The sequence below is a fragment of the Psychrobacter sp. FME13 genome, from assembly GCF_014861395.1.
Lineage (GTDB): Bacteria > Pseudomonadota > Gammaproteobacteria > Pseudomonadales > Moraxellaceae > Psychrobacter.
Map to the genome: position 1 here is coordinate 14,197 of NZ_RRYV01000020.1, position 24,678 is coordinate 38,874.

General features: G+C 46.2%; 16 protein-coding genes and 1 pseudogene. 13 read left to right on the forward strand and 4 right to left on the reverse strand.

Annotated elements, in window-relative coordinates; translation table 11 throughout:
• Positions 1 to 237: 237 nt before the first annotated feature.
• Positions 238 to 2,343: a condensation domain-containing protein gene (locus tag EI164_RS04415; RefSeq protein WP_307842953.1), complete on the reverse strand. Its 2,106-nt coding sequence runs from the start codon at positions 2,341 to 2,343 to the stop codon at positions 238 to 240.
• Between the two features lie 618 nt (positions 2,344 to 2,961).
• On the opposite strand from EI164_RS04415, the gene EI164_RS04420 reads away from it, so the two are divergent.
• From EI164_RS04420 to dhbA, 7 genes are all read left to right on the forward strand, one after another.
• Positions 2,962 to 4,104, forward strand: coding sequence for a histidine decarboxylase (locus EI164_RS04420; RefSeq protein WP_192518782.1), 1,143 nt, complete (start codon positions 2,962 to 2,964; stop codon positions 4,102 to 4,104).
• Positions 4,105 to 4,288: 184 nt separating this feature from the next.
• The gene (locus EI164_RS04425) at positions 4,289 to 5,899 is read left to right on the forward strand and encodes an ATP-binding cassette domain-containing protein (RefSeq protein WP_192518783.1); all 1,611 of its coding nucleotides are present in this window, start codon (positions 4,289 to 4,291) and stop codon (positions 5,897 to 5,899) included.
• Complete coding sequence (locus tag EI164_RS04430; RefSeq protein ID WP_192518784.1) at positions 5,896 to 7,479, forward strand: ATP-binding cassette domain-containing protein; 1,584 nt, start codon at positions 5,896 to 5,898, stop codon at positions 7,477 to 7,479. Before EI164_RS04425 ends, EI164_RS04430 begins: the two co-directional genes overlap by 4 nt.
• Positions 7,480 to 7,556: 77 nt before the next feature.
• Complete coding sequence (locus EI164_RS04435; RefSeq protein ID WP_413038437.1) at positions 7,557 to 8,327, forward strand: thioesterase II family protein; 771 nt, start codon at positions 7,557 to 7,559, stop codon at positions 8,325 to 8,327.
• Positions 8,302 to 9,159 carry a 4'-phosphopantetheinyl transferase family protein gene (locus EI164_RS04440; protein WP_192518785.1) on the forward strand — a complete coding sequence of 286 codons (858 nt, stop codon included), beginning with the start codon at positions 8,302 to 8,304 and terminating at the stop codon, positions 9,157 to 9,159. The genes EI164_RS04435 and EI164_RS04440 overlap by 26 nt, the downstream gene beginning before the upstream one ends.
• A gap of 348 nt (positions 9,160 to 9,507) precedes the next feature.
• The gene (locus tag EI164_RS04445) at positions 9,508 to 10,656 is read left to right on the forward strand and encodes an isochorismate synthase MenF (RefSeq protein ID WP_192518786.1); all 1,149 of its coding nucleotides are present in this window, start codon (positions 9,508 to 9,510) and stop codon (positions 10,654 to 10,656) included.
• Between the two features lie 30 nt (positions 10,657 to 10,686).
• Positions 10,687 to 11,445 carry a 2,3-dihydro-2,3-dihydroxybenzoate dehydrogenase gene (dhbA, locus tag EI164_RS04450; protein ID WP_192518787.1) on the forward strand — a complete coding sequence of 253 codons (759 nt, stop codon included), beginning with the start codon at positions 10,687 to 10,689 and terminating at the stop codon, positions 11,443 to 11,445.
• Between the two features lie 101 nt (positions 11,446 to 11,546).
• On the opposite strand, the gene EI164_RS04455 is transcribed toward dhbA, so the two are convergent.
• The 3 genes from EI164_RS04455 to EI164_RS04465 form a co-directional block, all read right to left on the reverse strand.
• Complete coding sequence (locus EI164_RS04455) at positions 11,547 to 13,433, reverse strand: AMP-binding protein (RefSeq protein WP_413038438.1); 1,887 nt, start codon at positions 13,431 to 13,433, stop codon at positions 11,547 to 11,549.
• Between the two features lie 62 nt (positions 13,434 to 13,495).
• Entirely contained in the window at positions 13,496 to 14,365 is an 870-nt protein-coding gene (locus tag EI164_RS04460; protein WP_192518788.1) for an isochorismatase family protein, read from the reverse strand.
• Positions 14,366 to 14,413: 48 nt separating this feature from the next.
• Positions 14,414 to 16,057, reverse strand: coding sequence for a (2,3-dihydroxybenzoyl)adenylate synthase (locus EI164_RS04465; RefSeq protein WP_192518789.1), 1,644 nt, complete (start codon positions 16,055 to 16,057; stop codon positions 14,414 to 14,416).
• An 89-nt stretch (positions 16,058 to 16,146) separates the two neighbouring features.
• On the opposite strand from EI164_RS04465, the pseudogene EI164_RS04470 reads away from it, so the two are divergent.
• The 6 genes and pseudogenes from EI164_RS04470 to EI164_RS04495 all read left to right on the forward strand — a co-directional run bounded on the left by EI164_RS04470 (position 16,147) and on the right by EI164_RS04495 (position 24,558).
• Positions 16,147 to 19,118, forward strand: a pseudogene (locus EI164_RS04470) (condensation domain-containing protein).
• Between the two features lie 104 nt (positions 19,119 to 19,222).
• Positions 19,223 to 20,575, forward strand: a complete 1,353-nt coding sequence (basC, locus tag EI164_RS04475) for a putative histamine N-monooxygenase (RefSeq protein WP_192518791.1) — start codon at positions 19,223 to 19,225, stop codon at positions 20,573 to 20,575.
• Positions 20,576 to 20,925: 350 nt separating this feature from the next.
• Positions 20,926 to 21,867 carry an ABC transporter permease gene (locus EI164_RS04480; protein WP_192518792.1) on the forward strand — a complete coding sequence of 314 codons (942 nt, stop codon included), beginning with the start codon at positions 20,926 to 20,928 and terminating at the stop codon, positions 21,865 to 21,867.
• On the forward strand, positions 21,864 to 22,814 hold the full coding sequence (locus EI164_RS04485) for an iron chelate uptake ABC transporter family permease subunit (protein ID WP_192518793.1): 951 nt from the start codon (positions 21,864 to 21,866) through the stop codon (positions 22,812 to 22,814). The genes EI164_RS04480 and EI164_RS04485 overlap by 4 nt, the downstream gene beginning before the upstream one ends.
• Complete coding sequence (locus tag EI164_RS04490) at positions 22,811 to 23,587, forward strand: ABC transporter ATP-binding protein (RefSeq protein WP_192518794.1); 777 nt, start codon at positions 22,811 to 22,813, stop codon at positions 23,585 to 23,587. Before EI164_RS04485 ends, EI164_RS04490 begins: the two co-directional genes overlap by 4 nt.
• Complete coding sequence (locus EI164_RS04495) at positions 23,584 to 24,558, forward strand: siderophore ABC transporter substrate-binding protein (RefSeq protein ID WP_192518795.1); 975 nt, start codon at positions 23,584 to 23,586, stop codon at positions 24,556 to 24,558. Before EI164_RS04490 ends, EI164_RS04495 begins: the two co-directional genes overlap by 4 nt.
• Positions 24,559 to 24,678: the final 120 nt, after the last annotated feature.

The following is a 24,678-nucleotide window of genomic DNA, read 5'->3' on the forward strand; positions in this document are numbered from 1 at the left end:
GAATCTTTGCCTTCTACGATATTAGCCACTGTTCTTCTAAATTCAGAAATTTTGGGGTGATCTTGTAAGGACAGTGAGTATTGCGTCTTTAATGAATGAGAAAGAATCAAATGACATTAACTGGGCGATTGGTATGATTTATCGCCAATCGCATTGAAAAACACAGCACCATTATGACGAAGTTTGCATATACCAATATATCAAAAATCGCGTGTAAATTTGCGCTCTTAAATCACATCAGAGTAGCACTTGACCGAGCTTATAATCACTGCCATTGGTCGTGTTTAGTATCGCTAATATCTGACTGATTTTGTCACAAATACTCTCTACCAGCGCCGTAGAATAGCGGTCTTGTTGATAGGTGGTCACTATGCGCAAAGCATGCTGATCTTCTTCAAATACATCATCCATAATCTCAAAATGCAGCCCAAACATCGAAATGTCTTTTTTCGGTGGTATCTGCTGATAGTTTAGCGCTTTATTATTAGGAGCAGTTAACGCGCCATTTAAGGCATTATTTGAATGAATGTGTATATAGACATCAAAGAGTAGGCCATCGGTAGGGGACATCCCCAGTGATTTTTGGATAATATCAATCGGGATGTCTGCATAGCGCATAGAGTCATTGATGGTAAAGGTAATATCGTTGAGTAGCGATTCAACAGATTGCTCAGTATCGAATTGGATACGATGTGCGACCATTGTTGTAAAATAGCCAACCGTATCGAAGAATTCGGCATCGGTTCTGCCAGAGGCGGACGTACCAATAACGATATCGTCTAACCCACTTTGCTTGTGCAAAGACAGGGCGATCGCTGTATATATAACCGCAAATAAGGACGAACCATGTTGCCGAGCAAAGGCAGATATTGTCTGATAGGCCTCTGCACCAAGATCCAGCTCGATGCATTGCGCGTTGGTTGATACCTCATTTGGCGTGATAGTAGCACTTGGGTCAGGCGGCGCAAAGCCCTTAGGAGCCTCACGTAACCTATCTGTCCAATAATTGACATGTTGCTGGTTGATACCTTGCAGCTGCTGAAGTAGTGCAAAATCATTGATATTGCCTGCGCTTGTATCCCACTGCGGCTCTTGATGTAGCGCTCGAGACCAATAAGCCTGAGAGAGGTCTGCCATGATGGTATTTAATGACCATTCATCAATGACCATATGATGTATCAGTAGGGACAATACTTGCGGTTCAGATGCTGGACTTGGCAAAAAGCGAATTCTTAATGGCAGCTCAGAGGCGAGGTCAAATTGGTAATCGGCTTCATCAGTTAGAGTGACGCCTTGACTGTCTTCACTAAACCAAAACCATTGATATTGATCCAGCTCTGAGACGGGCACAATTCGCTGTAGCGTTACATCGTTCTGTGTGTGAAAGGTCGTACGCAAACTGGCATGACGTTTGATGATGTCGCTAAAAGCTTGATAGAGAATCTGTTCATCGACCGCCTCAGAAAAAGCGATAGCAAAAGGCAGGTTGTATATCGAACTAAAGTCGTAGGCCGTATAAGCATGCCACAAAAACTGCTGCGCCAATGTCAGCGGCGCTTGTTCTTGAAAAACGGCAGCACCAGTCGCTGCCGTTGATGCTTCGGTCGTGTGGTCAGTTTTATTGACGCTCACATGCTCGGCAAGGGCGGCAGCTGAGGGTGATTTAAAAAAATCGTTAAAGCCAATGTCGATACCATGAGACTGGGCAAGTTTGCCAATAATACGGGTGGCCAGTAAGGAGTGACCGCCATAATCAAAGAAATCATCTGCCGCGGTCATCTCAGGCTCGGCAAGGGCGGCGCGAAATTCGCCAAGGATAATGGCAGTACGCGCTTCTTGATCTTGCGCCTGCTCTGAGGCGATTTTTTGTGTGTTGTGTGTGGATACTGGCGTTTTAATGGCTGTCCAGCTCAGAGTAGCATCTTTCGGCATTTGCTGATGATAGCGGTTTCGTATGACACCAGTAAGGTCTGCTAGTTGATGAGCTTGATCAAGTATGGGATGCAACTCCAATATAAGAACCGTATCGCATTCAGTATGTACAATAAATGAATTAAAAGGCGGGTTAAGCGCCGCACTCCATGGCATATCCTTTAGCTTGGACATATAGGTAGGGATGTCGATAGCAGCCACGCTAGCTGTCTGTAAGCAGCACTCAGATTGTTCATATTGGTATTTATACAAGTCCCCATCATCACTAAAACGATATCTGACATTTAAGTCAGGTATCTCTTCGATAGTGTCTTTAATCGCTTGGCGTAATACCCCCTCATCGATATCGCCACTCAGACGCCAAGCCCCACTATGTCGAATAACCTGTTCAGGTTGTTGTAATTGTAACATCCAAATATGCTCTTCATAGTCGCTGACTGGCTTGGGTGGCTGTACTTGTGATGTAGAATTCTGCGCCAACATAGTTTGTCCTATTTAATAAAAGTCAATAAAAACCTCATTCTTGTAAAGAGGCATGTGTGTAAAAAGGGTTGGTGTAGCAGCGTATTTGTATCAATGCTCCTATACTCATGCCTCACGTCTAATAATAAGTACCCGATCGGGTTGTACATCAAAAAGTAAGCCGTCCAGCGCCCCATATCCTATCTAAATAAGATATGGGGCGCTGACGTTTTGTACTCATAAATTGTATGCACAAGTAAAACGTACCAAAACATATCAGCGAGCTAAGCATTGATGAGCAAATCAGAGTCTTAATTTTAAATGAGGTTGATTATCATTATCATTATCATTATAATCAAAACTATTGTCAAGAGCGTGTATTCAACCATGCCCAAATCATTTATTCATAACAAGGCTCTCAAGCCTTTAATCATAAGTGATTGACAAAGAATAATAGCGGGAACTGATGGCCTGTAAGCACGTATCTAGTAGTATAAAACTTATTTGGGTTGACTATTTAATCGAAAAAAATAACCCTATATAACCTAATCTGTGGTGGGAATGAATGTGATGCTATCTGTTGCTTATCAAGAACGTCTCAATGACTTTTGGCATTATTGCCTAAAAAATCAGTATTTTAATGTTGGCTATCCTGAGTCTGCAGACTTCGACTATTCTGCTTTGTATCGGTTTTTTAATTTTTCCCTCAACAACTGCGGCGACTGGGATGCACCCAGTAACTATGCGCTGAACTCATTTTCGTTTGAAAAAGAGGTGATGAATTACTATGCCGATTTGTTTCAAATACCTTTTGAGGACAGCTGGGGCTATGTTACTAATGGTGGGACAGAGGGCAATATGTTCTGCTGTTATTTAGCAAGAGAGCTGTTTCCTCATGCCACGCTTTACTACTCTAAAGAGACGCATTATTCGGTCTTAAAGATTGCCAAACTACTGCGTATGAAGTCGTGTGTCATTGGGTCTTTAGACAATGGTGAAATAGATTACGATGATTTGATTGATCAGGTGCAGCGCAATGGGGACAAAAACCCCATTATCTTCGCCAATATTGGTACGACCATGTCAGGGGCGGTAGACAATATAAAAATCATTCAACAGCAATTAGAGCACGTTGGTATCCATCGTCAGGATTACTATTTGCATGCAGATGCTGCGCTCAGCGGTATGATTTTGCCTTTTGTGGACTGTCCGCAGCCATTTTCATTTGGCGATGGTATCGACTCTATCAGTGTGTCTGGACATAAAATGATTGGCTCGCCTGTGCCATGCGGTATTGTGGTAGCAAAACGCAAAAACGTCGATCGTATCGCCGTAGATATCGACTATATCTGCGCCCGCGATCAAACCATTAGCGGTTCTCGAAATGGTCACTCCGTACTATTTATGTGGGCGGCCATTCATAATCGTTCAGCACGCCAGTGGCAGCAACGTATTCAACGCTGTCTGAACATGGCTCAATACGCAGTTGATCAGTTCCAAGCAGCGGGAATTGATGCATGGCGCAACCCCAACTCTATCACTGTGGTGTTTCCGTGCCCCGCTGAGGCGGTGTGGAAAAAGCATGGTCTTGCTGTCTCTGAGGATCAAGCCCATCTGATTGCGACCGCGCATCACAAAGACAGTCACAAGATTGATGCTTTGATTAAAGATGTGATTGCAAGCTTACAAGAGCGTCTACAGCTCAGTTAATGCGGTCTGAGTATCACTTAATCTTAGTATCACTGCTCTACCTAATCTTAAATGCAAAGCGATCAAACCTATTGGCCGCTATCTTTTTCTAATTTTTACTCATGCTGACAACCAATCATACTGGTAAATAAGCGCGCTGGATTCAATTTATGGAACAAACCAACCACGGTCATCGGAGAAATCAATGAGCAAGTCAACATTGCGCAGCTTGATGACTGACCCTGTAATCATGCCTGCTTTACGTCCTGCACTCCCCAAGCTCTCTATTGGCGTGCTGTCCTCGTCCTTATCTGGTCTGGCCATGCTTGGGGCGCTGTGGTGCTTGGTAAAATTAATCGAGGATATCGCATTACCGTGGGTGATTGCGGCTGTGGGGCTGTGGTTGCTAGGCGCTTTGTTTGCCGCTGCCGCATCGGCGCTTGCTCATGATGCAGAAGCGGCGTTTTCTGCAAGATTGCGGCGGCAAGTGGCCAATCATGTGACCCGACTGCCCGCAACCACACTGTCCAAGCAAGGCGATCAGTCTTTACGGCGCTTGGTGTCAGAAGACATTACGACGCTGCATCACATGGTAGCGCACCTGCCCTCAGAGGTGACAAGCTTTGCGATTTTACCGCTGGTATCTATTGTGATATTGGTGAGTGTGGCAGGCCCTGTGGCGCTGTGGGTCTTACTGCCAGGTGTAATCGCTTCTTTATATTATTTAGTCATTGTGCCGCGTGTGACGGCCCGTGATGGTGCTGCGCGCATGCAGGTGGTGGGCGAGGTCATCTCCGCCGTAGATGACTATGCACGTGGTATCCGCGTCAATCGTATCTATGGCCAACAATCGGGAGCGTTGGCTGCTTATCATGATGCCACCAAGCGCTTTACAGACAGCTTGGTCATGTGGGTGAGTAAAGTGGCGACGCTCGCAGGTATGGCCGTGGCACTGTTACAAGCAGTAGCGACATTTGCGATTGCTTATCTGATTGCTTATGACTACGACACTCCTGTGATGGCCACGATCTTGTTTTTCAGTCTCGCCGTTGTCAGTCCCGCGTTACGTTTAGGGCATGGACTGGATTATGTTGGGGCTGGTAAAGCGGCGGCAAGTCGGCTGATTGCTTTATTACAACAACCGATATTACCCAAAGGTCACATAACGCAACTATCAGCACCGTTCACGCTGAACATTACAGACGCTAAGATGGTGATCGATAATGTCCAGATTATTGACGGACTGACGCATACATTTAAGACAAATGCCGTCACTGCCATCACAGGGCCTAGCGGCGTGGGTAAAACGACGCTGCTGCGTATGCTGGCAGGCTTTGAGCCATTGCACGCCGGACAGGTGCAGCTGGCAAATACGGATATAGCCAAGCTGGATGAACACACCAGACATAATGCCGTATTGTTCGTACCGCAAGGGGGTGATGTACTGCCTGCAACCGTTAAAGACAACCTACTATTATTTGCCCCGCATGCCACAGATCAAGCGCTTAACGCGGCACTAGAGTGCGCTCAGCTGAGCGTGGATCTGAGCGCCGATGCTCAATCACTCTCAGGTGGCGAACGTCAGCGTATCGGTCTTGCCAGCGTATTTTTATCATCAGCACCTATCATTCTACTTGATGAACCGACCAGCGCCTTGGAACAGGCGAGGGTTACAAAAGTGCTAAAAGCCTTGCTACATGAAGCACACAATCAGGAAAAGACCATCATTATGGTGACTCATGATAAGGCATTGGCGGATCAAACAGATGCTCGACTAGAGCTGATACCCAATACTGATCTGGAGCGTTTGTCATGAGTATTACCGTAGATACATCACACAAAAAGCGAGCATCGTCATTGCCAGCGATTGCGCGCAGGCGATTGATGATAGTAGGGGTAGGCTGGATAGTGGTCGCTGTCCTAGAAGCCATTGCTTATACCGCGCTGGCACTAGGTATTGTCAATCAATGGTCGCCCAAATGGGTCTTAATCACCGCTTGTGCCGCCATTTTTGCTACCGTATTGGTCAATCGTTCAGGCTACTTAACTGGTGTGCGACTGGCGGGTGACTTGTACGCGGCGCTGGGTCAAGCACTCTCGCGCACCAAACTGTCTTGGTTTACCAATGAGCATCGTGCTCAGGTTGCGACCATTGCTGGTCAAGGTATACCAGGGTTTATGAGTATCCCCGCGCATCAGCTGCAAAAGTTCTTACATGCGCCCTGTATTCCCTTATTTTTGGTCGTTGGGATCGGCGTGGTTGCAGGGTTGACGCTGGCATTGGTGGCAGCGGCGCTATTGATATTGTCTTTGATCATTCAATTTTTATCACAGCGAGCGCTAAGTCGTGCAGATAACAATCGGCATAAGGCAGAAGCCAGCACCGCAGAAGCCACGCTTGAATTGGTAGATCATATTGAGTTATTAAGAACAGCGGCAGGCCCCAAACGCGCCATCGACCGTATTGAGCAGCGCTGGCGTACTCAAGAAGAGGCCTTAAAAAGCACCAACAACGCTGCCGCCATGGCTGTGTTTGTCTCAAATCTAGCTACGGTGTTACCCATAGCCGGTATGGCCGCTTACCTCATCGTCACAGGTGGCAGTAGTGCGGTAATGATCTTGGCAGTACTGGTTTTGGTCGGTCGTGCAGCCGTCCCACTTGATGAACTGGCTGTGGCAGGTTTGGGTATCAATGATTTAAAGGCCTCTTTACAGAATTATCAGCAGGCGATCAATACACCAACATTGCCTGAGCCCACCCTTTTTAAATCTGCTCCTGCTGACTATCAGCTCAGTATGCGTCAGGTGAGCCATGCACCCGTCTTAAAAGACATTAATATTGATATTCCAGAAGGCAATCGAGTGTGGGTTACGGGTGTGAGCGGCAGCGGTAAGAGCACCTTGCTTGAGTTATTGATGCGTTTTGATGATCCTGAACACGGTCACATTTTGCTCGGGGGGGTAAAGATTAATGACATGGCATATGAAGATTTGGCGGCGCATATCGCCTATGTCCCTCAAGACCCCATCGTATTTACAGGCACTCTGGCTGAAAATATCCGTATTGGCAATCCGCAAGCATCAGACGTTGAGATTGACAGCATTGCCCGAAAAATGAGGCTAGAGTCTGTGATTGATCGTACCCCTGAAGGAATACATCAGTCCGTGGGTCAGCAAGGCGCGGCGTTATCAGGAGGAGAGCGTCAACGCGTCGCACTGGCACGTGCATTGATCAAAAAAGCGCCCATTTTGGTATTAGATGAAGCGACATCGGCTTTGGATGATGAGGTCGAAAAGGTCATTGCCGATAGCATTCGCGCCTTATCTGCTACGGTGGTTTTTGTAACGCATCGCGATGCGACGATCTGGCAGCCGACCCAATCTATCGCTTTATAGGGCTGATGCGGTTCGCTCCTGTATGTGAAGACATACACTATATATGGTGAAACATAGAGATATAAAGCTGGGTAAATATGATGTCAATGAATAACTGTTATCACCTGTTTTGTCTGCCACCCGCTGGCAGCAGCTCTGCAATTTATAGCGCATGGAAACCAGTCGTGGCCGAGACCTGTGAACATCGCCATATAAAAGTCATACCGATAGAGTATTCGGGGCATGGCAGCAGGTCGGGGCAACCCTTGGTTAATGATCCAAATGTATTGGCGGCAGACATTGCCCAGACGATTATGTCCTACAAAAACATACCTTATATTTTATTTGGACATAGTGTCGGTGGCGCTTTGCTGTGGACGGTGATTGATCATTTGCGCGCACAGGATGCGCTTGAATCATTGGCACTAGTGGTGGTCAGCAGTCGCCCAGCGCCGCAATATTTGCAACATATCTGTGGCAGGCAGCACTTAACGGATGATGAGATTATCGAAAAACTGGCGCATTACAATAATTTTCCACCTGAGATTTTACAAAACCCAGCAGCGCTCAACTATTTCTTGACCATTATTCGTAATGATTTTTCTGTCAGTGACCAGCTTATCTGTCAGCAGGTAACTAAGACACCTATGTCCTTAACCGCACCTTTAATTGTATTTTATGGTATTGATGATCCAGATATCGAAGACGAGGCGATGATGCAAGCGTGGCAGGCACGTTCTGAGGTTTTTTTGGGGTGTCATGCACTGGCAGGCGATCACTTTTATTTTTTAAATCCGTCATCGCTTGCGCAAATGCTAAAAAAAATAGAGGCGTGTTTGCTGCATGCGTTACCACACTATAAAGCGTGAGGTATCGGACACCAGTGCTTTATTGGCACAAGATGCGCGGGCGCTGAGTGATATACAACAGCATATTCGGCTGACGTATCACACCATAGTGCTCGCGCATCACCAGATACATCAGCTGTCTGTGAGTATATTGACCGCCAATTTTGCGATAGAGGCGGCATATGATTGTTTTGATATTGACTTACCAAAGGCATTAACCCGCGTATCCACAAAGCGAAAGCTGGATTTTTTGACGGGACGCTTAGCGGCAAAGCTTGCCTTACGGGCGTTCGGCTTGGCTCATTTTACCGTCTTAAAAGGGATGCATGGCGAGCCGCTATGGCCAGATGGCATGACGGGGAGCATTAGCCACACAGGTGGCAAAACATCGTGTACGGCGATCTGCTGCGCTTATCGGCAACCATCTATGCAGGATTGCCGTGCTATAGGGGTGGATATTGAGGCCAAAATAAACAATGTCTGTTTTGAGCATAATGTTTGCTTTGATCGTGATGAGTCTCAGCACTATGCTCCTTTAAATCATCATGCTTTTTTAAATCATCAAGAAACTATGACACTGGTAGAATATTTGTGTGGCACACATCCAAATCATTATATCTATTTAATGATATTTTCTGCTAAAGAGAGCCTCATTAAGGCGATATATGCCAAATATAATGTATTACTGAGTTTTTTAGCGTTTGAGTATATAGGTGTGTCTGGTGACGTTATGACGTTTACCATCATTGATGGCACGCAAAAGGCACAAGAAAACGGACTGACCCAAACAGTGATGCAGGTGCAGTGGGGGATGACAGGGCAGCATATTATCACCATCTGTTCTATATCATAGAGATATCAAAAAATGAATAAGATGTGCTGAGCGAGCTGTCTTACGATGGCGCTGATTATATGAAGCAGTGACAAGAATTGTACTACAAAGCGCTTATGCCATGACAGGCGGCTATTTATGAGTCACTTACCTTTCACTTATTACAGTAGCTATATATCCATAGTAGGTGGCATAGCGTCTTGGCAACCCTGTAGAGCACCGTCCGTAAGAATCAAAAACTTATTACAAGTACCATCTGTAATTTTCAAGTGATAATGATTATCAGTATTACTATAATTATCATTTAAATTTAATAATATAAGTCACAATAACGATCGATGCATCAATAACCACAGTGAGATATCAGTTATGTCTTTACAACATTATGTAGAAACACCGTCGAATCATGAAGCACATTTTGCCTGCTTTTCTACAAAAGAGTATCACCTGATCGGCAAGCGTTTTTCGCAGACGCTAACGACACCTGCAGCAGATACGGTACATTTTAATCAGCGTATCGCTGATCGTTTTAAAGAGATGAAAAATAATGGCGATAAAAATCCAATCTTAATTGCTGCTATTCCTTTTGATATCAAAAATGACGCGGTATTAAATTTTTATAGTGACTACGATAAGTCGGACAAAAAAACCAAAAAAGCTGATCTGATAAAAAATGAGACGCACATCAAGAACAAGACATTGCTGGTGAATCAAGATAAGTTTGAAAAAACCGTCAATTATGCGTTAGAGACTTTCAAAAACACAGAGCTAACAAAAATAGTGCTGTCACAAGCGGTTGATGTCCGTTTTGATGAGTCGCAGAACCTCGCCTTTTACTTAGACGCCTTGCTGGATAAGAACCCAACCGCTTATAACTTTGTGATACCCGTAGACAATCAGCAATACCTACTAGGGGCGAGCCCAGAGCTACTATTGTCTAAAAAAGATCGGCTCGTTAAGAGCAATCCTCTAGCGGGTTCTAGACCCAAGCGTGATAGCTTAGAGCACAATCAAAGAAACCAACGAGCCTTGCATGAGTCAATCAAAGATCAGCACGAGCATAAAATCGTTGTCGAAAACATATCGCGTAATCTGGTGGCAGACTGTGTGACGCTGAGTATGTCTGAGTTTCCAGAAGTGCTCGAAACCTCGACCATGTTTCATTTGTCCTCAACATTACAAGGCACACTAAAAAAAGCCGCGCCCAATGCTTTGAGCTTGGCATTAAAGCTACACCCAACCCCTGCAGTGTGTGGTACACCAACGCAATTGGCCAAAGATTTTATATTGCAGCATGAAGGGTATGAGCGCGGTTATTACACAGGCTTGGTGGGCTGGATGGATGCAGAAGGCAATGGCGAGTGGGTCGTCACAATTCGTTGCGGGCTACTCAATGATAAAAAATTACGGTTGTATGCGGGTGCTGGTATCGTCGAAGGGTCTGACCCAGAGTCGGAGTGGCGTGAGACAGAAGACAAAATGAAAACCATACTACGCCTCTGTGACACCAGCGCGTAACCCACTCAAACCCACTTAAGGATCAGTATAATGACAAACCACACTGTGATAAAAAAAACCGCGTGGCTGGTAGGCGTCAATCAAGGCATTGGCGCAGATGTGATGCAGCGCCTGTTAGATGAGGATGTTGAGGTTATCGGTATCGATAAGACCAAAGACAAACTGCCCGCAGCGCTACAACAGCAGGTACACATTTGTGACATTCGAGATGAACAGCAGATTGTACATTTATGCGAGACACTATTAAGGGTCAGTCCCCCTGACTATTTTATTCATATTGCAGGTGTCCTGCATTTGGGACAGCACAATGATATGTCCTCGACAGATTGGCTGGATACCTTTGCGGTAAATGTGTTTTCTTGCTTTCACTTCTGCCAAAAGTTGACGCCTTATTTTAAAGAAAAACGCAGTGGCAGTATCGTTGTGGTGTCATCCAATGCCGCCGCAATGCCGCGTATCAATATGTCCGCCTACGGAGCATCAAAAGCGGCGCTGACTTACTTCACAAAGACAGTGGCATTAGAGCTGGCTGAATATGGTGTCAAAGCCAATGTGGTGTCACCAGGATCCACGGGGACGGCGATGCAAACGCAGCTATGGACAGATGACAATGGCGAGCAAACCACCATTGCGGGCAATCTTAAACAGTATAAACTTGGCATACCGCTACAAAAAATAGCGCAGGTTAAAGACATCACCAACGCGATCATGTTTTTTATAAGCGATCAGTCGTCACATATTACCATGCAGGATCTGGTGGTGGATGGTGGTGCGACGTTAGGGTGCTAGCGCGGTGGTATAAGCATTTGATAAGGGCATAAAAAAGATAAGGATCTAAAAAGGGTTTACCGCGGTAGATCCTTTTTATGTCCTTTTTATGTAGCGCAGCTTTATGGATGGTCTAAAGCAAGCTGTGCTTTTGCCATTACCTCACCCAGTGTTTTACAGGCCACCAGTGAATAAAAATCAAGCGAGACATTCAGCTGCTGTGACAGCTTTGTGGCGATGGTCATCAGCTGTTTGGGTTTTAGGTTTAAAGCAAGCAGTTGCGTATTGCCCCCTAGCGTTTGTATTTGCGTTTGGTGCTCGGATAGATGGCTTTTAAATAAGGGCAAGATGGTATCAATCACTTCTGCTGACAGGCTGGGATCAGTGGGTATGCCCGCTATGACAGGCGTTGGCGCTATAGATAATCGTTCCTGCGCGAGGCTCAGTAGCTTGTTACGATCGACTTTGCTGTTCGCTGTCAGCGGTATGTCATCTATTAATAAAAACTTAGAGGGAATGTGCGAGCTTGGTAGCTGATCTTTTAGATAAACCCTTAGATCAATAGCGCTCAGATGCTGCTTGGACACACGGTTGGTATTGCTTGTGTCATGCCTATTGTTGATGGTATAAAGCGCCACCAGCTCATTGATCTCGGTGTTAGGATTTGTGCAGCTGATTACTACGACATGATGAATGCCAGGATGGCTAGATAATGCATTTTCAACTTCAGATGCCGCGATGCGTACGCCTTTGACCTTGAGATAGCCTTCCTTGCGTCCTGAAAATATGATCGCGCCATCATCTCGATAATAACCCAAATCACTCATCTTAAAGGCCATGACCACGCCGCCATTTATCGTTTCAATGGGCATAAAGTCATTGTGATGTATCTCTCCATCCAATAAGTAGCCATTTGATAAATTGATGCCAGACATATACATGGTGCCGATAGTGCCAGTCTCACAAGGCGCGTGCTGCTCATTTAGAATATGATACTGGTTGTGTGCTAAGGCCTTCCCGTATGGAATGGTGTGTTGATCGTCGTCAAGGATCTCATGCCAAATACTCCAAATGGTGGTTTCTGTCGGCCCGCCTAAAGAAAACAGCCGTGCTTGGGGCAAGGTCTGTTTGAGCAGGGCAATCATAGATGGCTTGATATAGTCACCGCCTTGGGCAATTAAGCGCAGGGTCTTGATTTGATCATGACCACTCACCGTCAATAACATATCGACAATGGCAGGCACGCTACACCACAGTGTGATGTGATGTTTGGCGATCAATGTTGCCCATGCACCCGCATCTTTTTGCTGCTCGGTAGTTGGGATGACCAGCGTCGCTGCCACTGATAGGGGCGCAAAAATATCGAATACAGACATGTCATGATGAAAAGGCGTGATAGCCATACAGACATCATTATGAGTGATGTCCCAGTGTGCTATGGTTTGTTGCAAGACATTGGCGGTTGCCTGATTGTTTAAGACCACACATTTTGGTTTTCCTGTGCTACCCGAAGTATAGAGATAGTAGGCAGGGCGGCGGCTTAAATCATAGGCACAAGACCAGTCACGCAGATCTATCGGTTCGTTATGACCGCGCGCGGTATCAATATTAATGATCGTTATTTGAATACCAGACAGCGGCGATAGTGGCCCCTGACTGACGGCAAAGTCGGCCCGACTATTGGTCAGTAAGTAGTCAATCCTTGAGCGCGGTGCTTGTATATCAACAGGCAGCCAAACGATACCCATTAAGGCACATGCAATCGTGGTATAGACATGTTCAGGGCTCTTGTGCAAGCAAATGGCCACAACAGACCCAGCACGAATACCTTGCTGCCTAAAGGTTGCCATTATTGCTGCAACATGATGCCCCACCTCATGATAGCTGATCGATTGATCAGCAAAAATAAGCGCGGTCTTATCTGGCGGTGTGACCAATATATTGGTCTTAATCGCAGCAAGATAGTCATGCAATACGACGTTTGCAAATGCAGCGTCTTGGTTGGGAATATAAACACCCTCTAGATGGTCATCACTCACGTTCTTTATATCCTTTTATCTAGGGGAACTATTTAGGCTGACTTTTGCTGCTGTTGTATCAAATCCCACCAGTTAGACAAGGTTGGATTGCGTGCAATCTCTTCAAAACCAATATCAACGCCATATCCTTTAAACTCGGCGGCAAGCTGCATGATCCTAAGCGAGTCTAACCCGTAGACAATTAAATTCTCCTCAGGGTCGATCTCTTCCTCTTCCTCAATGAGCTGCTCAACTCGGGTATGAAGCCACTGTTTGGTGATCTTGTCCGTTTTTGCCCCAACGATCGCCTCGGTATTTAGCACTTGACCACAACGCGAAGACACATACTGTAATGCCATGCGATGCTCCGCTTCTGAGAAGTCAGCAACCGCATCACCGACTAAGAAGCATTGAATGTCACTCATAAACGCATCTATAGCGGTCACCATACAGCCAATATGGGCATAAACCCCGCCCACAATCAGCTGGTCACGGTTCCAGCCTTGCATACGCGCCTGCAAGTCTGAGCGGGCAAACGCGCTGTAGCGCCACTTGGTCAAGACGGTATCTGTGTCAGCTGGGGTGAGCGGATCGACAATGGGTTGCTGATCGGCTGTCGATGCTGGCAAGCCTGCGCCCCACATGGCATTGAGTAGGGCGCGGTCTTCCTCTGGCTGCTCATAAGGCTGGGCGGTATATACCACAGGGACGCCATTGTCATAAGCCCATTGGCGCAGGCGTGTTAAATGCTGGATCAAGGTATTGATAAGTGTACTGTCCGTCTCATAAAAATTAATAAAATAACGCTGCATGTCATGGATTAGAAGTACGGCTCGTTTGGCATCGAGTTGCCAATTTACTTTATTGGCGGGGTAGCTTTCAGGCTGCGGCATGGGGTAGTCGGAGAGGGTTTTGATGGTCATACAAGGCTCGCTATTGAATTTGAAAGTATTGGGATGGTCATAAAATCATTAAAGTAATTGAAGAGTACGCAGGGCTTTTTTGTCGGTTTTGCCCACGGCGGTTAAGGGCATAGACTCAATAAACTTGAAACGATCAGGGATTTTGTACTGAGCGATACCTGTGTTTAGTAAATAACGCCGTAGCGTTGATGCTTTGATATTAGGGTCACGAGAGATGATGTAGAGGCAGCTTTTTTCACCAAGTCGCGGGTCGGTGATGGCGATGAGCGCGGCGTTTAACACATCAGGATGCGCAAGAATGAGGTTTTCAATTTCCTCAGAAGCGATCTTTTCCCCGCCACGATTGATCTGGTCTTTGACGCGCCCCACAACGCGCAAATTGCCCTCAGGGGTGCGCTGTACCAAATCGCCAGAGGCATAGTAGCCATTCTTATCAAATGCGTTGGCATTGTGCTCAGGGCTTTGGTAATATCCGCAAAAAGTGTAAGGCCCGCGGGTGGTCAGCATGCCCACCTCACCCTCTGGGACAGGATTGCCTTGCTCATCAACAATCATCACCTCATCATCTGGACTTATCGGTCGCCCTTGGCTAGTGAATATTTGCTCATCAGCATCATCCAAGCGAGTGTAATTCACCAGTCCCTCAGCCATACCAAAAACCTGCTGTAAAGCACAGCCAAATACTATAGGCACTTTTCGTGCGAGCGTCTCAGAGAAATTTGCCCCGCCGACCTGTATCAGCTGCAAGGTTTTCAGCTGTGCTGCATGTTTGGGCGCTTGCTCTATCCACGCCACGACCGCACTTGGTACTAGTGACGCCATAGTGACACCATAACGCGCAATGATTGAAAAGCATTTTAAGGGCTCAGGATCAGGTGCCATAACGACTGTGCCTCCTGCATACAGCACGCCAAGCGCGCCAGGAGAGCTCATCATAAAATTGTGCGGTGCCGGTAGCGCGCAAAGCAGCCGCGTATCAGTATCCAGTCTGCAAATATCAGCACTCGCTCTGACACTATAGTAATAGTCGTTGTGTGTACGCGGGATTAGCTTGGGCGTGCCCGTACTACCGCCGGACAACTGAAAAAAAGCCACCTCATCGGCGGGGGTAGGCGAGTAGAGCACAGGATGCGCATCGTCAGCATCCACCATATCGCTGGCTGCTATCCATGTCTCCAGTCTGTATTTACTTGCCGTATTTGCAGCGTCATTCAGGGTTAAGACAAGCTGCGGGCTCAGATCAGTAGCATGAAGCTCATTAATAAAGTCATCGTCTTTAAACACCTCGTGAGTCGCTGACACGATAAGTAACTGTGGTTTAATTTGCTGACAAAAGCTACGTAGCTCATGCTGCCGATGGGAATAAAGCGCATTTAAGGGAACGACACCTATTTTTAATAGCGCAAAAAAAACAATATAAAATTCAGCCGTGTTGGGCAGCTGCACCAAGGCGGTGTCTCCTTTGCCAATACCTTGAGCGCTGATGCGATGGGCTAGATGGGTAGATAAGTCATCTAACGCTTGATAGCTGAGCTGACGATCACCGCAGATCAGCGCCGTCGCTTTAGGGTCGCTGGCACAGCGCTGAGACAGGATATGTGTCAGTGGTTCATTGATCCAATAGCCTTGGGTTATATAGTGCTGCGCTCTGTTTTTTGGCCAAGGATAAAATTTAATAAGCGGTTTAATCATATTGTCAAAACCTTAGCGAAACGGTGCTACGTCATAGTGAAAAAAAATATCAGGGCAATAAAACAACAATCATCAATTATTGTTTGTAAATGTTAATGCTAATGATTATCATTTGTGATACAGTGCCTCATATATATTATTTTGTCAACTGAGTAAGCACATCATGAGTGAATTAACTCCCATGCAAGCAGCCTGCTGGTTTGGTCGTATCAGCGAATCTGAGTTTTTAGGTGGGGTGGCTGCCCATCTTTATGTTGAATTTGATGGGCAATCAATTGATTTACAAAAGCTAGAGTCGGCCTTACAGCATATGCATTTGAAGCACTCTATCTTGAGAATGCGCCTCAGCTCAGATGGCATTGCTACTATTGCTGCATCTGCACCAAAAACCCTGCTTGAAATTGATGATTTAAGCGTGCTAACTCCCCAAAAACAAATACAGTATTTGCAAGATAAACGTGAGCAATGGACGCACCAGCAGCTGGATCTGACCAGTGGTCAAACGGCAAGGTACTCCATCAGTCTGCTCAATCAATCAAACTTTCGTTTGCATATTGACACAGATATGATCGCGGTCGATCCCTCCAGCTTTTGTCAGTTGATAGAGGAGTTGGCGGCGTGTTATCAAGGCATAGTCACCACTGCTACGCCTGTTGTCTGCTTTTTTGATTGGCATGAAGCCATGCAAGCAGATGCAAGCATCAAGCAGCGCCATCATAGAGACAAAGCATGGTGGCGGGCGCGTCTTCCAGATATCGCCCCAATGCCCTCATTGCCAGTGAGTAATAACGCAGCAAAAACGGCGCAGAGTCATTGTCTCAGTGAGCAGCTGACAAGCGTAGAATACCAAGCGTTACGGCAGCTGGCACGTCAGCGAAAAATCACTTTTTCTAGCATGATGCTTGGTTTGTTTGCTTTTGCCTTGTGTCAGGCCACCCAAGATACTTTCTTTAGGCTCAATGTTCCAACCTTTTGGCGCGCGCCTGTGGTAGAGAATATTGACCAGTGTATTGGCGATTTTTCTAATTTTGTCATTGTCAATATAGACACAGCGGCAGCCAAAACCTTGGGTACGCTTTGTCAAGATGTGGCTGATCAAATGATTGAGCTGCTAGACCATACCCATTATGCGGGTGTCAATATCATGAGAGATTTATCTCGCTATCATGGTGCTGCCCAGCAGACGCCTGTGGTGTTTACTGCCGCTTTGGATTTACCACAAGGGGTGCTGTTTTCTGAAAGTGTCAAACAAGCTTTTGGTGAAATGACATGGACAACATCTCAAGGTCCGCAGGTTGCCTTGGATGCTCAGGTGGTACGTGTGGAGAATGGCGTACTGGTGAATTGGGACATACGTCTAGACACATTACCACTGGCATGGGTCACTGCGCTGTTTCACTCATTTATCGGCTTACTGAGAGAAGTCGGTCAAAATCCTGCTGTTCTGGATATGATGTTTAATCAACTGCCCAAAGGCATTATTTATCAACCTGAGCAGCCAGCCGATCACAAAACCATAATGACTGACGAGCAGCCATTGTCCGCGATACAAGAAGCCTATCTACTTGGTCGTACGACGCAGTTGCCGCTTGGCGGCGTTGCCATGCAGGAGTTCCGTGAATACTATGGTCGTATGGATATGACTGTGCTCAAGCAGCGCTTGACGGATATTGTTAAGCGGCATGAGGGTCTACGCACTCATATCAATGTGACCACACTGACTCAGTATGTGAGCAATGATAGCTGTATCAATCTACAAGAGATTGATTTGCACCACCTCTCAGCCAAAGAGGCCACTATCTATCTACAGTCTTATCGAGAGACGTATACACACCAAATGTTTGATTTGCAGGGCGCACCTTGGAACATCACGGCCTTTCATTTAACAGATGGCTTTTTGCGCCTTTTTATACGCTTTGATGCGCTCATTCTTGATGGCCGTGCGATCGCGTCTTTAATGCTTGAGCTGTTTGCATCGCCGTACGCCACAACCACATGTATGACGATTCCTACTGTGACAACAGACACGCCTGCTAAAGCTGAATCTAAAGCGGCGACACGTGCAGTGGATATGGCCTACTGGGTACAAAAGCTGTCTGCCGTTACCAATGTGCCTGCATTGCCATGGATCAAACCATTAAATGAGCTGGGCGCTGCCCATTTTGTGCGCCGCAGTTTGGTCGTACCCGCAGATACGTTTCGGCAATTGGGGAAAATTGGGGCAAAACAAGGGCTGTTTAAAAACTCTGTGATTATGGCACTCATTCTAGAGCTGCTCTCACAAGTGCAGACACAATTGCAGGTACAGCAATCCATCGTGGTTGCGGTGCCCGTTTTACCCTTATATACAGGTACGCTGGTCAATAACTCCACCTTTATGGCGGTTGAGTGGGCAGGTGGTACAGAAAACTTCGTTCAGCAAGCCTCAAATTTACAAGTCGATGTGCTCGAAGGCTTACAGCATTTGTCATTCTCAGGAGTAGACTTGGCGCGATTGCTCTTTGAAAAATTCAATGCCGCGCCTGTGTTGCCTATCGTAATTACCAATGGTTTGTCTTGGCCGGTTCTTACAGCAGATGCGCCAATGAGTTTAGAGCGTGGATTAACCCAAACGCCGCAGGTAGCGATTGATATTCGCTTTACCACCCAGTGTGATGGCGCGCTCGTGTTTGATATCGACCATGTGCCCAAAGCCATTGCCACCAAGACCATTGATTGCTTGTTGCAGGCTATCGATACCGCGATACATCAAATTGTCGCCTCACAAGCCTTGCACTTTGATGTATCGCCATATCTGCCTATCGCTACAGAGCAAAGCGCTGATGTGACTTCCACGTTTTGCCAGCAAGCCTTATTTGATATTTATTTGGACACCATCGGTCAGATGAGTGATACCCCTGTCGATAAAACCATGAATTTTATGACCATTGGTCTGCGCCCTCAGCACCTCAAAACCATCTCAAAGCGCCTTTATGACACTTATGCAGTGCAGCTCTCGCCAGCGCAGCTACTGCATTGCCGCGATGTGACTGAGGTGCTGAGGCTCTTAAAGACTGGATAGCCCGCGCAACAAAGCGCTGCAAAAGAGACATGCTGCTGCAATGACATAGTAAAAATCAGCACTATTAAATATTGGAATCGTTTGACATTAAGGGCTTATGTACAATGAATAAAAAAATTGCCGACATTATTGGTATTGGTATTGGGCCCTTTAATTTGGGCTTGGCGGCGTTGCTCTCCGAGCATCGCACTATTCAGGCGAGATTTTTAGAGCGTAAGCACGAGTTTCAGTGGCATAAAGGACTGCTTTTGTCTGGTGCGACGCTGCAAGTCCCTTTTTTTGCCGACCTTGTCACGATGGCAGATCCATGCCATCAGCTGAGCTATTTAAACTATTTGCATCAGCATGACCGCTTATACCAGTTTTATTACTATGAGCACTTTTTAATCCCGCGCGTTGAATACAATCACTATTGCCGCTGGGCCGCTACGCAGTTACCCAGCTGCCATTTTGGTGAGCATGTTGACGATGTCACTTACGATGCCAAGCAAGATCACTTTGTCATCGACAGTACATTAGCATCAGGAGGAAAAACACAAGGAGAAAAAAAACAGTATCGCAGCACCAATCTGGCCATTGGTATTGGTACAAGACCAAATATACCCAAATGGCTGGCCGAAAATAACCATCCTTTGGTCAAGCATGCGGCGGAGTTTGCCTCCTTACAACAAGCCTTAGCGCAATGTCAAAAAGTGACCGTTGTTGGCTCAGGACAAAGTGCGGCTGAGTGTGTACTAGCACTGCTAAGATCATTGACGCCAACTCAAGTTGCCGCAGGAGCGGGCATTCGCTGGATCAGCCGCTCAGCAGGATTTCATCCTATGGAGTCCTCAAAGCTTGGCCAAGAGTGCTTTACACCCGCGTATATGCAGTACTTTCAAAGCCTGTCTCGAGAAAAACGCCGTGACATCGCAGGGGAACAAGGGCTGTTATATAAAGGGATCAGCTGCTCAACCATCGCCGATATATATGATCTGCTGTATGAGCGTTCCATCGGTGGCAAGCCTACGGGCTTATCTCTACATCCCAACTGCGAAGTGGAAGCTATTGCAAAAAATATCCAATCAGGGGCGCTTGAGATCAAGTGTTTGCACACGCAGCTAGCGCAGCGCTTTAGCCTAGAGACAGACGCCGTGATTGCGGCTGTCGGTTATGTGCATGACTGGCCACAATGGTTGACGCAATTAAAAGGGTCGGTACTGGCAACGGACAGTAATGATGATTTTATAGTGCAAGAAGATTTTACGGCGCTTAGGTGTGATGCAGGTTTGGGACGAATATTTATACAAAATTCAGAAATATTCCAACAAGGAGTCGGTTCTCCAGACTTGGGTATTGGTGCCAATCGCAATGCAGTGATTATCAATCAGTTACTGGGTCGCGAGGTGTATCGCATTGCTAGCGGCACGGCTTTTCAAACGTATGGTATTCCTGAAGATGCGCTCTTAGATCGGTAATAAGGCTTAGGGTATATTGATCAGGGTAAAGAAGTGAGCCACTTACGTGTTTGGTGGTGAATCAATGGGGGGGGGGGCTGTCTTACTGACGGTAAGCACAGCCTTTTTTTTCTGTTTTTTATTATAAGTATAGTGGGGCATGTCCATATCGGTTTGATGATGCCGATAAGGTGTGTTAAAACAGCTGAATTTTGTTAGACGGTGCCAAACATCTGCTAAGTATGGCTATATTTACAGCGATATTTTTTGTCGTTGATGACAATAGCTGTCGTTTGGCGCATCACTAATACCGCTTTGTTACCACTGATGCTTATGAGTGAAACTCTATTCTCAAGCGCAGCAGATTTTTCATGATATTTAGGTTATCGGTTTTATTTGCCACGTTATGTCTGGCCTCTCTTATGATTGGTACCAAACAGATAATGTGGTCGGAATTATTTTCTTTTTCTACGGACGCATGGCTGACGCTCACGGCCAGTCGTATACCACGGCTGATCGCGCTGATACTGACAGGGATAGGGCTATCGGTCAGTGGCGTTATTTTGCAGCATATCGTGCGTAACAAATTTGTTGAGCCTGCAACATCAGGGGGGATGGATGCCGCCAAGCTTGGCATTTTAGTGTCACTGACGATGATTCCTAGTGCGAGTACGGGCAGTAAGATGATGTTTGCGCTGGTCTTTTGTTTTGCTGCGAGTCTGATTTTTATTTATATCATCAGCCGCATTCAGCTTAAGCGTTCTGTGCTGATTCCTGTGCTTGGCTTGATGTATGGCAGTGTGCTTAGCGCCATCGCTGAGTTTTATGCCTACCAACACAATATTTTGCAAAGCATGCAAGGCTGGTTGTTGGGGGATTTTTCGCGGGTGGTTCAAGGTCACTATGAGCTGATTTATATTATCTTGCCCATTATTGTTCTCGCTTATGTCTACGCGCATCGCTTTACGGTGGTCGGTATGGGTGAGGAGATGGCGGCCAGTTTGGGGCTGAGTTATGTCACCACTGCCGCTTTGGGTCTCATACTGGTGTCAGTGACCGTCGCCGCGTCAGTCATCACCATCGGTGCGATACCTTTTGTGGGGTTGGTCGTACCCAATTTGGTGGCATTAAAGTATGGAGAGAACCTATCGCGCACGCTGCCCATTGTGGCGCTCGGCGGCGCCTGTCTGCTGCTGCTGTGTGATGTGTTTGGCAGATTGGTCATTTATCCCTTTGAGGTGCCCATTGGTCTTACGGCAGGCGGGCTTGGTGGCGTGGTCTTCCTCATGCTGATTATGAGGGGTGTCAGATGACGGTAACTATAAAGTTTCGGACGATGTTTGTATTGATTATCGTCTTGGCGCTTATTTTTTTATTCATCGGTTCAGGTTTGGATTTTGATTATCTGATTCCTAAGCGCTTGATTCGCTTGGCCACCATTATTTTGGGTAGTGTTTGCTTGGCCTTTTCAGCCATCATTTTTCAGACGATTGTGGGCAATCGGATTTTAGCGCCTTCGATCATGGGCTACGAAGCGGTCTATTTGTTATGGCAAGTGCTATTGCTCTTTTTGATGGGCACACAAGGGTTACTGTTTCTGGGAGTGAGCGGCAACTTTATAGTCTCTATCGCGCTAATGCTGGCGTATTCATGGGCACTGCACCACTGGCTGTTTTCACGCTGTAAAAACGATGTTTACACTTTGCTGTTATTTGGCTTGGTACTGACCATGGTGATTGGCACGGTCACTCAATTTATTCAATTGCGTATCAGCCCTGGCGAGTTTTCTGTTTTTCAGGGGTTGAGCTATACCTCATTCAATCGATCTCAGCCTGAGACGTTGTTTTATGGGGTACTTGCGGTTGCAACCGCGCTATGGGTTGGCCGCAAAACCTTACCTATATTAGATGTGTTGGCCTTGGGCCGCGAGCAGGCACAATCCCTTGGGGTGAATCACACCAAGTATGTTAAACGGTATTTGGCTCTCATTGCTATTTTGGTGGCCGTGTCCACAAGCTTGATTGGCCCGACGGTGTTTATGGGGGTGTTTGTTGCCAATATCGCGTATGTGCTTGCAGGTAGTAACCGCCATAGGGTCACGTTACCTATGGCCTGCGTTATTACGATTACTATCTTTTTAGTGGCTCAGATTTTTGTTGAGCACGTCTTTAATTATAAAACCAGCGTCAGTATTCTTGTCAACCTTGTGGGTGGTATTTATTTTCTCACGCTGACGGTTCGTACCAGAGGGTTTACATGATTACGATTAACAATGTGTATAAAAGTTATGGCAACAAAAGCGTTTTGTCTGAGATCAGTTTGGCTTTTCCTAAAGGCAGAGTGACCTCATTGATTGGCCCTAATGGGGCTGGAAAATCTACGCTACTAATGGTGATGGCCAGACTGCTAGAACCAAGTGGCGGTGAGGTTTTGTTTGAAGATCGCGACATTAGTGATATTCGTACCTCTGAATACGCTCATCACGTCGCCACTCTGCGTCAGTCGCCCGGGTTCAATCTGCGCTTAACGGTGGAGGAGCTGATTTCGTTTGGGCGCTTTCCGTATAGCCGCGGCGTATTGACGGCAGAAGATCATCATATCATTGATGAGGCTATTGAGTTTTTGGCGTTAGCGCCTTTGCGCCACGCTTATTTGGATGAATTGAGTGGTGGTCAACGGCAGATGGCTTTTTTGGCAATGACCATCGCGCAACAGACGGATGTATTATTGCTGGATGAGCCTTTGAATAATTTGGATATGAAGCATGCGGTACACATTATGCAAGCGCTACGGCGTTTATGTGATGAACAGGGTAGGACGGTCATTTTGGTGATTCATGATATCAATTTTGCGGCCAATTATTCAGATCATATCGTAGCATTGAAAAATGGGACACTGAGTTTTAGTGGCTCATCTGAGCAGGTGGTGACAGAAAGCAACTTAAGCGAATTGTATGATCTTGAGTTTGAGATTATTCGTAGTGAACGTGGTTGTTTGTGCAATTACTTTAATTTATCAGGAGTGAGTATATGAATGTAAGAAAACAAGGCTGTGTGTGGATGCTTGCCATTATGGCATCTATTCCTCTACAAGGCTGTGAACAAAAATCTCATGAGCCTGCAGCGTCACAGGCGCTAAAAACTCCCATAACCATCGAGCATGAGCTTGGTACGACCGTGCTCGATCATCGTCCGCAGCGGGTTGCCGTACTTGATATGAACGAAGCTGACTTTCTAGACCAGCTTGGTGTACCGATTGCAGGTATGGTCAAAGACTATGTGCCGCATTTTTTGGCTCAATACAAAAAAAATGCTGACATAGAGGATTTAGGTGCAATTGTTCAGCCCAATATGGAACGCATATATGCGCTACACCCTGATCTTATTTTGATGACCCCACTACATGCGGCAAACTATGAAGAGTTGTCCGAGATTGCACCAACGCTACATTTCGATGTGAGTTTTAAAGACAGTCAGGCGCGACATGTCGAAAATGTCGAAAATCACTTATTAGCTTTGGGTAGGATTTTTGATAAAGAAGCATTGGCAAAAGAGCAGGTCGCGCAGCTAGAAGCAAGGGTACAAGACGTACAAGCAGTAACAAAGAATCGCCCAGAAAAAGCGCTGGTAGTACTGCATAATAATGGGGCTTTTAGTAATTTTGGCGTACATTCTCGCTATGGTTTTATCTTTAATGACTTAGGTGTCAAGCCTGCAAGCACACTTGAAGATACCAGTCTGCATGGTCAGCCGATTTCTAGTGAGTTTATACAGCAGGCAGATCCTGACATTATTTATATCGTTGACCGTACTGCAGTTATGGAACATCGCGCGACTATCAGTTCTAATGATGTAAGCAATCCTTTACTGCGTCAAACCAAAGCGTGGAAAAACGGTAACGTTGTGTTTGTTGATGCCGACGCGTGGTATATAGCAGCAGCTAGTCCAACCTCATTAAACATCATCATGGACGATGTCCTCAAAGGTTATCCGTCAATTTCATAGATATATTCTAAGACGAAAGAGGTTTTGAACGTAGAGCCAGTAAATAATTAAATGAGAAGCAGAAGGTTTTTTATCTAAAATTATTAATGATTATCATTTGTGTTTTTATTCGTATTTATA

What these genes read in the sequence shown, in the direction of transcription:
- EI164_RS04415 (WP_307842953.1), bottom strand. Translation starts at nt 2,343, where the DNA reads ATGTTACAATTACAACAACCTGAACAGGTTATTCGACATAGTGGGGCT.
- EI164_RS04425 (WP_192518783.1), top strand. Translation starts at nt 4,289, where the DNA reads ATGAGCAAGTCAACATTGCGCAGCTTGATGACTGACCCTGTAATCATG.
- EI164_RS04430 (WP_192518784.1), top strand. Translation starts at nt 5,896, where the DNA reads ATGAGTATTACCGTAGATACATCACACAAAAAGCGAGCATCGTCATTG.
- EI164_RS04435 (WP_413038437.1), top strand. Translation starts at nt 7,557, where the DNA reads ATGATGTCAATGAATAACTGTTATCACCTGTTTTGTCTGCCACCCGCT.
- EI164_RS04440 (WP_192518785.1), top strand. Translation starts at nt 8,302, where the DNA reads ATGCGTTACCACACTATAAAGCGTGAGGTATCGGACACCAGTGCTTTA.
- EI164_RS04445 (WP_192518786.1), top strand. Translation starts at nt 9,508, where the DNA reads ATGTCTTTACAACATTATGTAGAAACACCGTCGAATCATGAAGCACAT.
- dhbA (WP_192518787.1), top strand. Translation starts at nt 10,687, where the DNA reads ATGACAAACCACACTGTGATAAAAAAAACCGCGTGGCTGGTAGGCGTC.
- EI164_RS04460 (WP_192518788.1), bottom strand. Translation starts at nt 14,365, where the DNA reads ATGACCATCAAAACCCTCTCCGACTACCCCATGCCGCAGCCTGAAAGC.
- EI164_RS04465 (WP_192518789.1), bottom strand. Translation starts at nt 16,057, where the DNA reads ATGATTAAACCGCTTATTAAATTTTATCCTTGGCCAAAAAACAGAGCG.
- basC (WP_192518791.1), top strand. Translation starts at nt 19,223, where the DNA reads ATGAATAAAAAAATTGCCGACATTATTGGTATTGGTATTGGGCCCTTT.
- EI164_RS04480 (WP_192518792.1), top strand. Translation starts at nt 20,926, where the DNA reads ATGATATTTAGGTTATCGGTTTTATTTGCCACGTTATGTCTGGCCTCT.
- EI164_RS04485 (WP_192518793.1), top strand. Translation starts at nt 21,864, where the DNA reads ATGACGGTAACTATAAAGTTTCGGACGATGTTTGTATTGATTATCGTC.
- EI164_RS04490 (WP_192518794.1), top strand. Translation starts at nt 22,811, where the DNA reads ATGATTACGATTAACAATGTGTATAAAAGTTATGGCAACAAAAGCGTT.
- EI164_RS04495 (WP_192518795.1), top strand. Translation starts at nt 23,584, where the DNA reads ATGAATGTAAGAAAACAAGGCTGTGTGTGGATGCTTGCCATTATGGCA.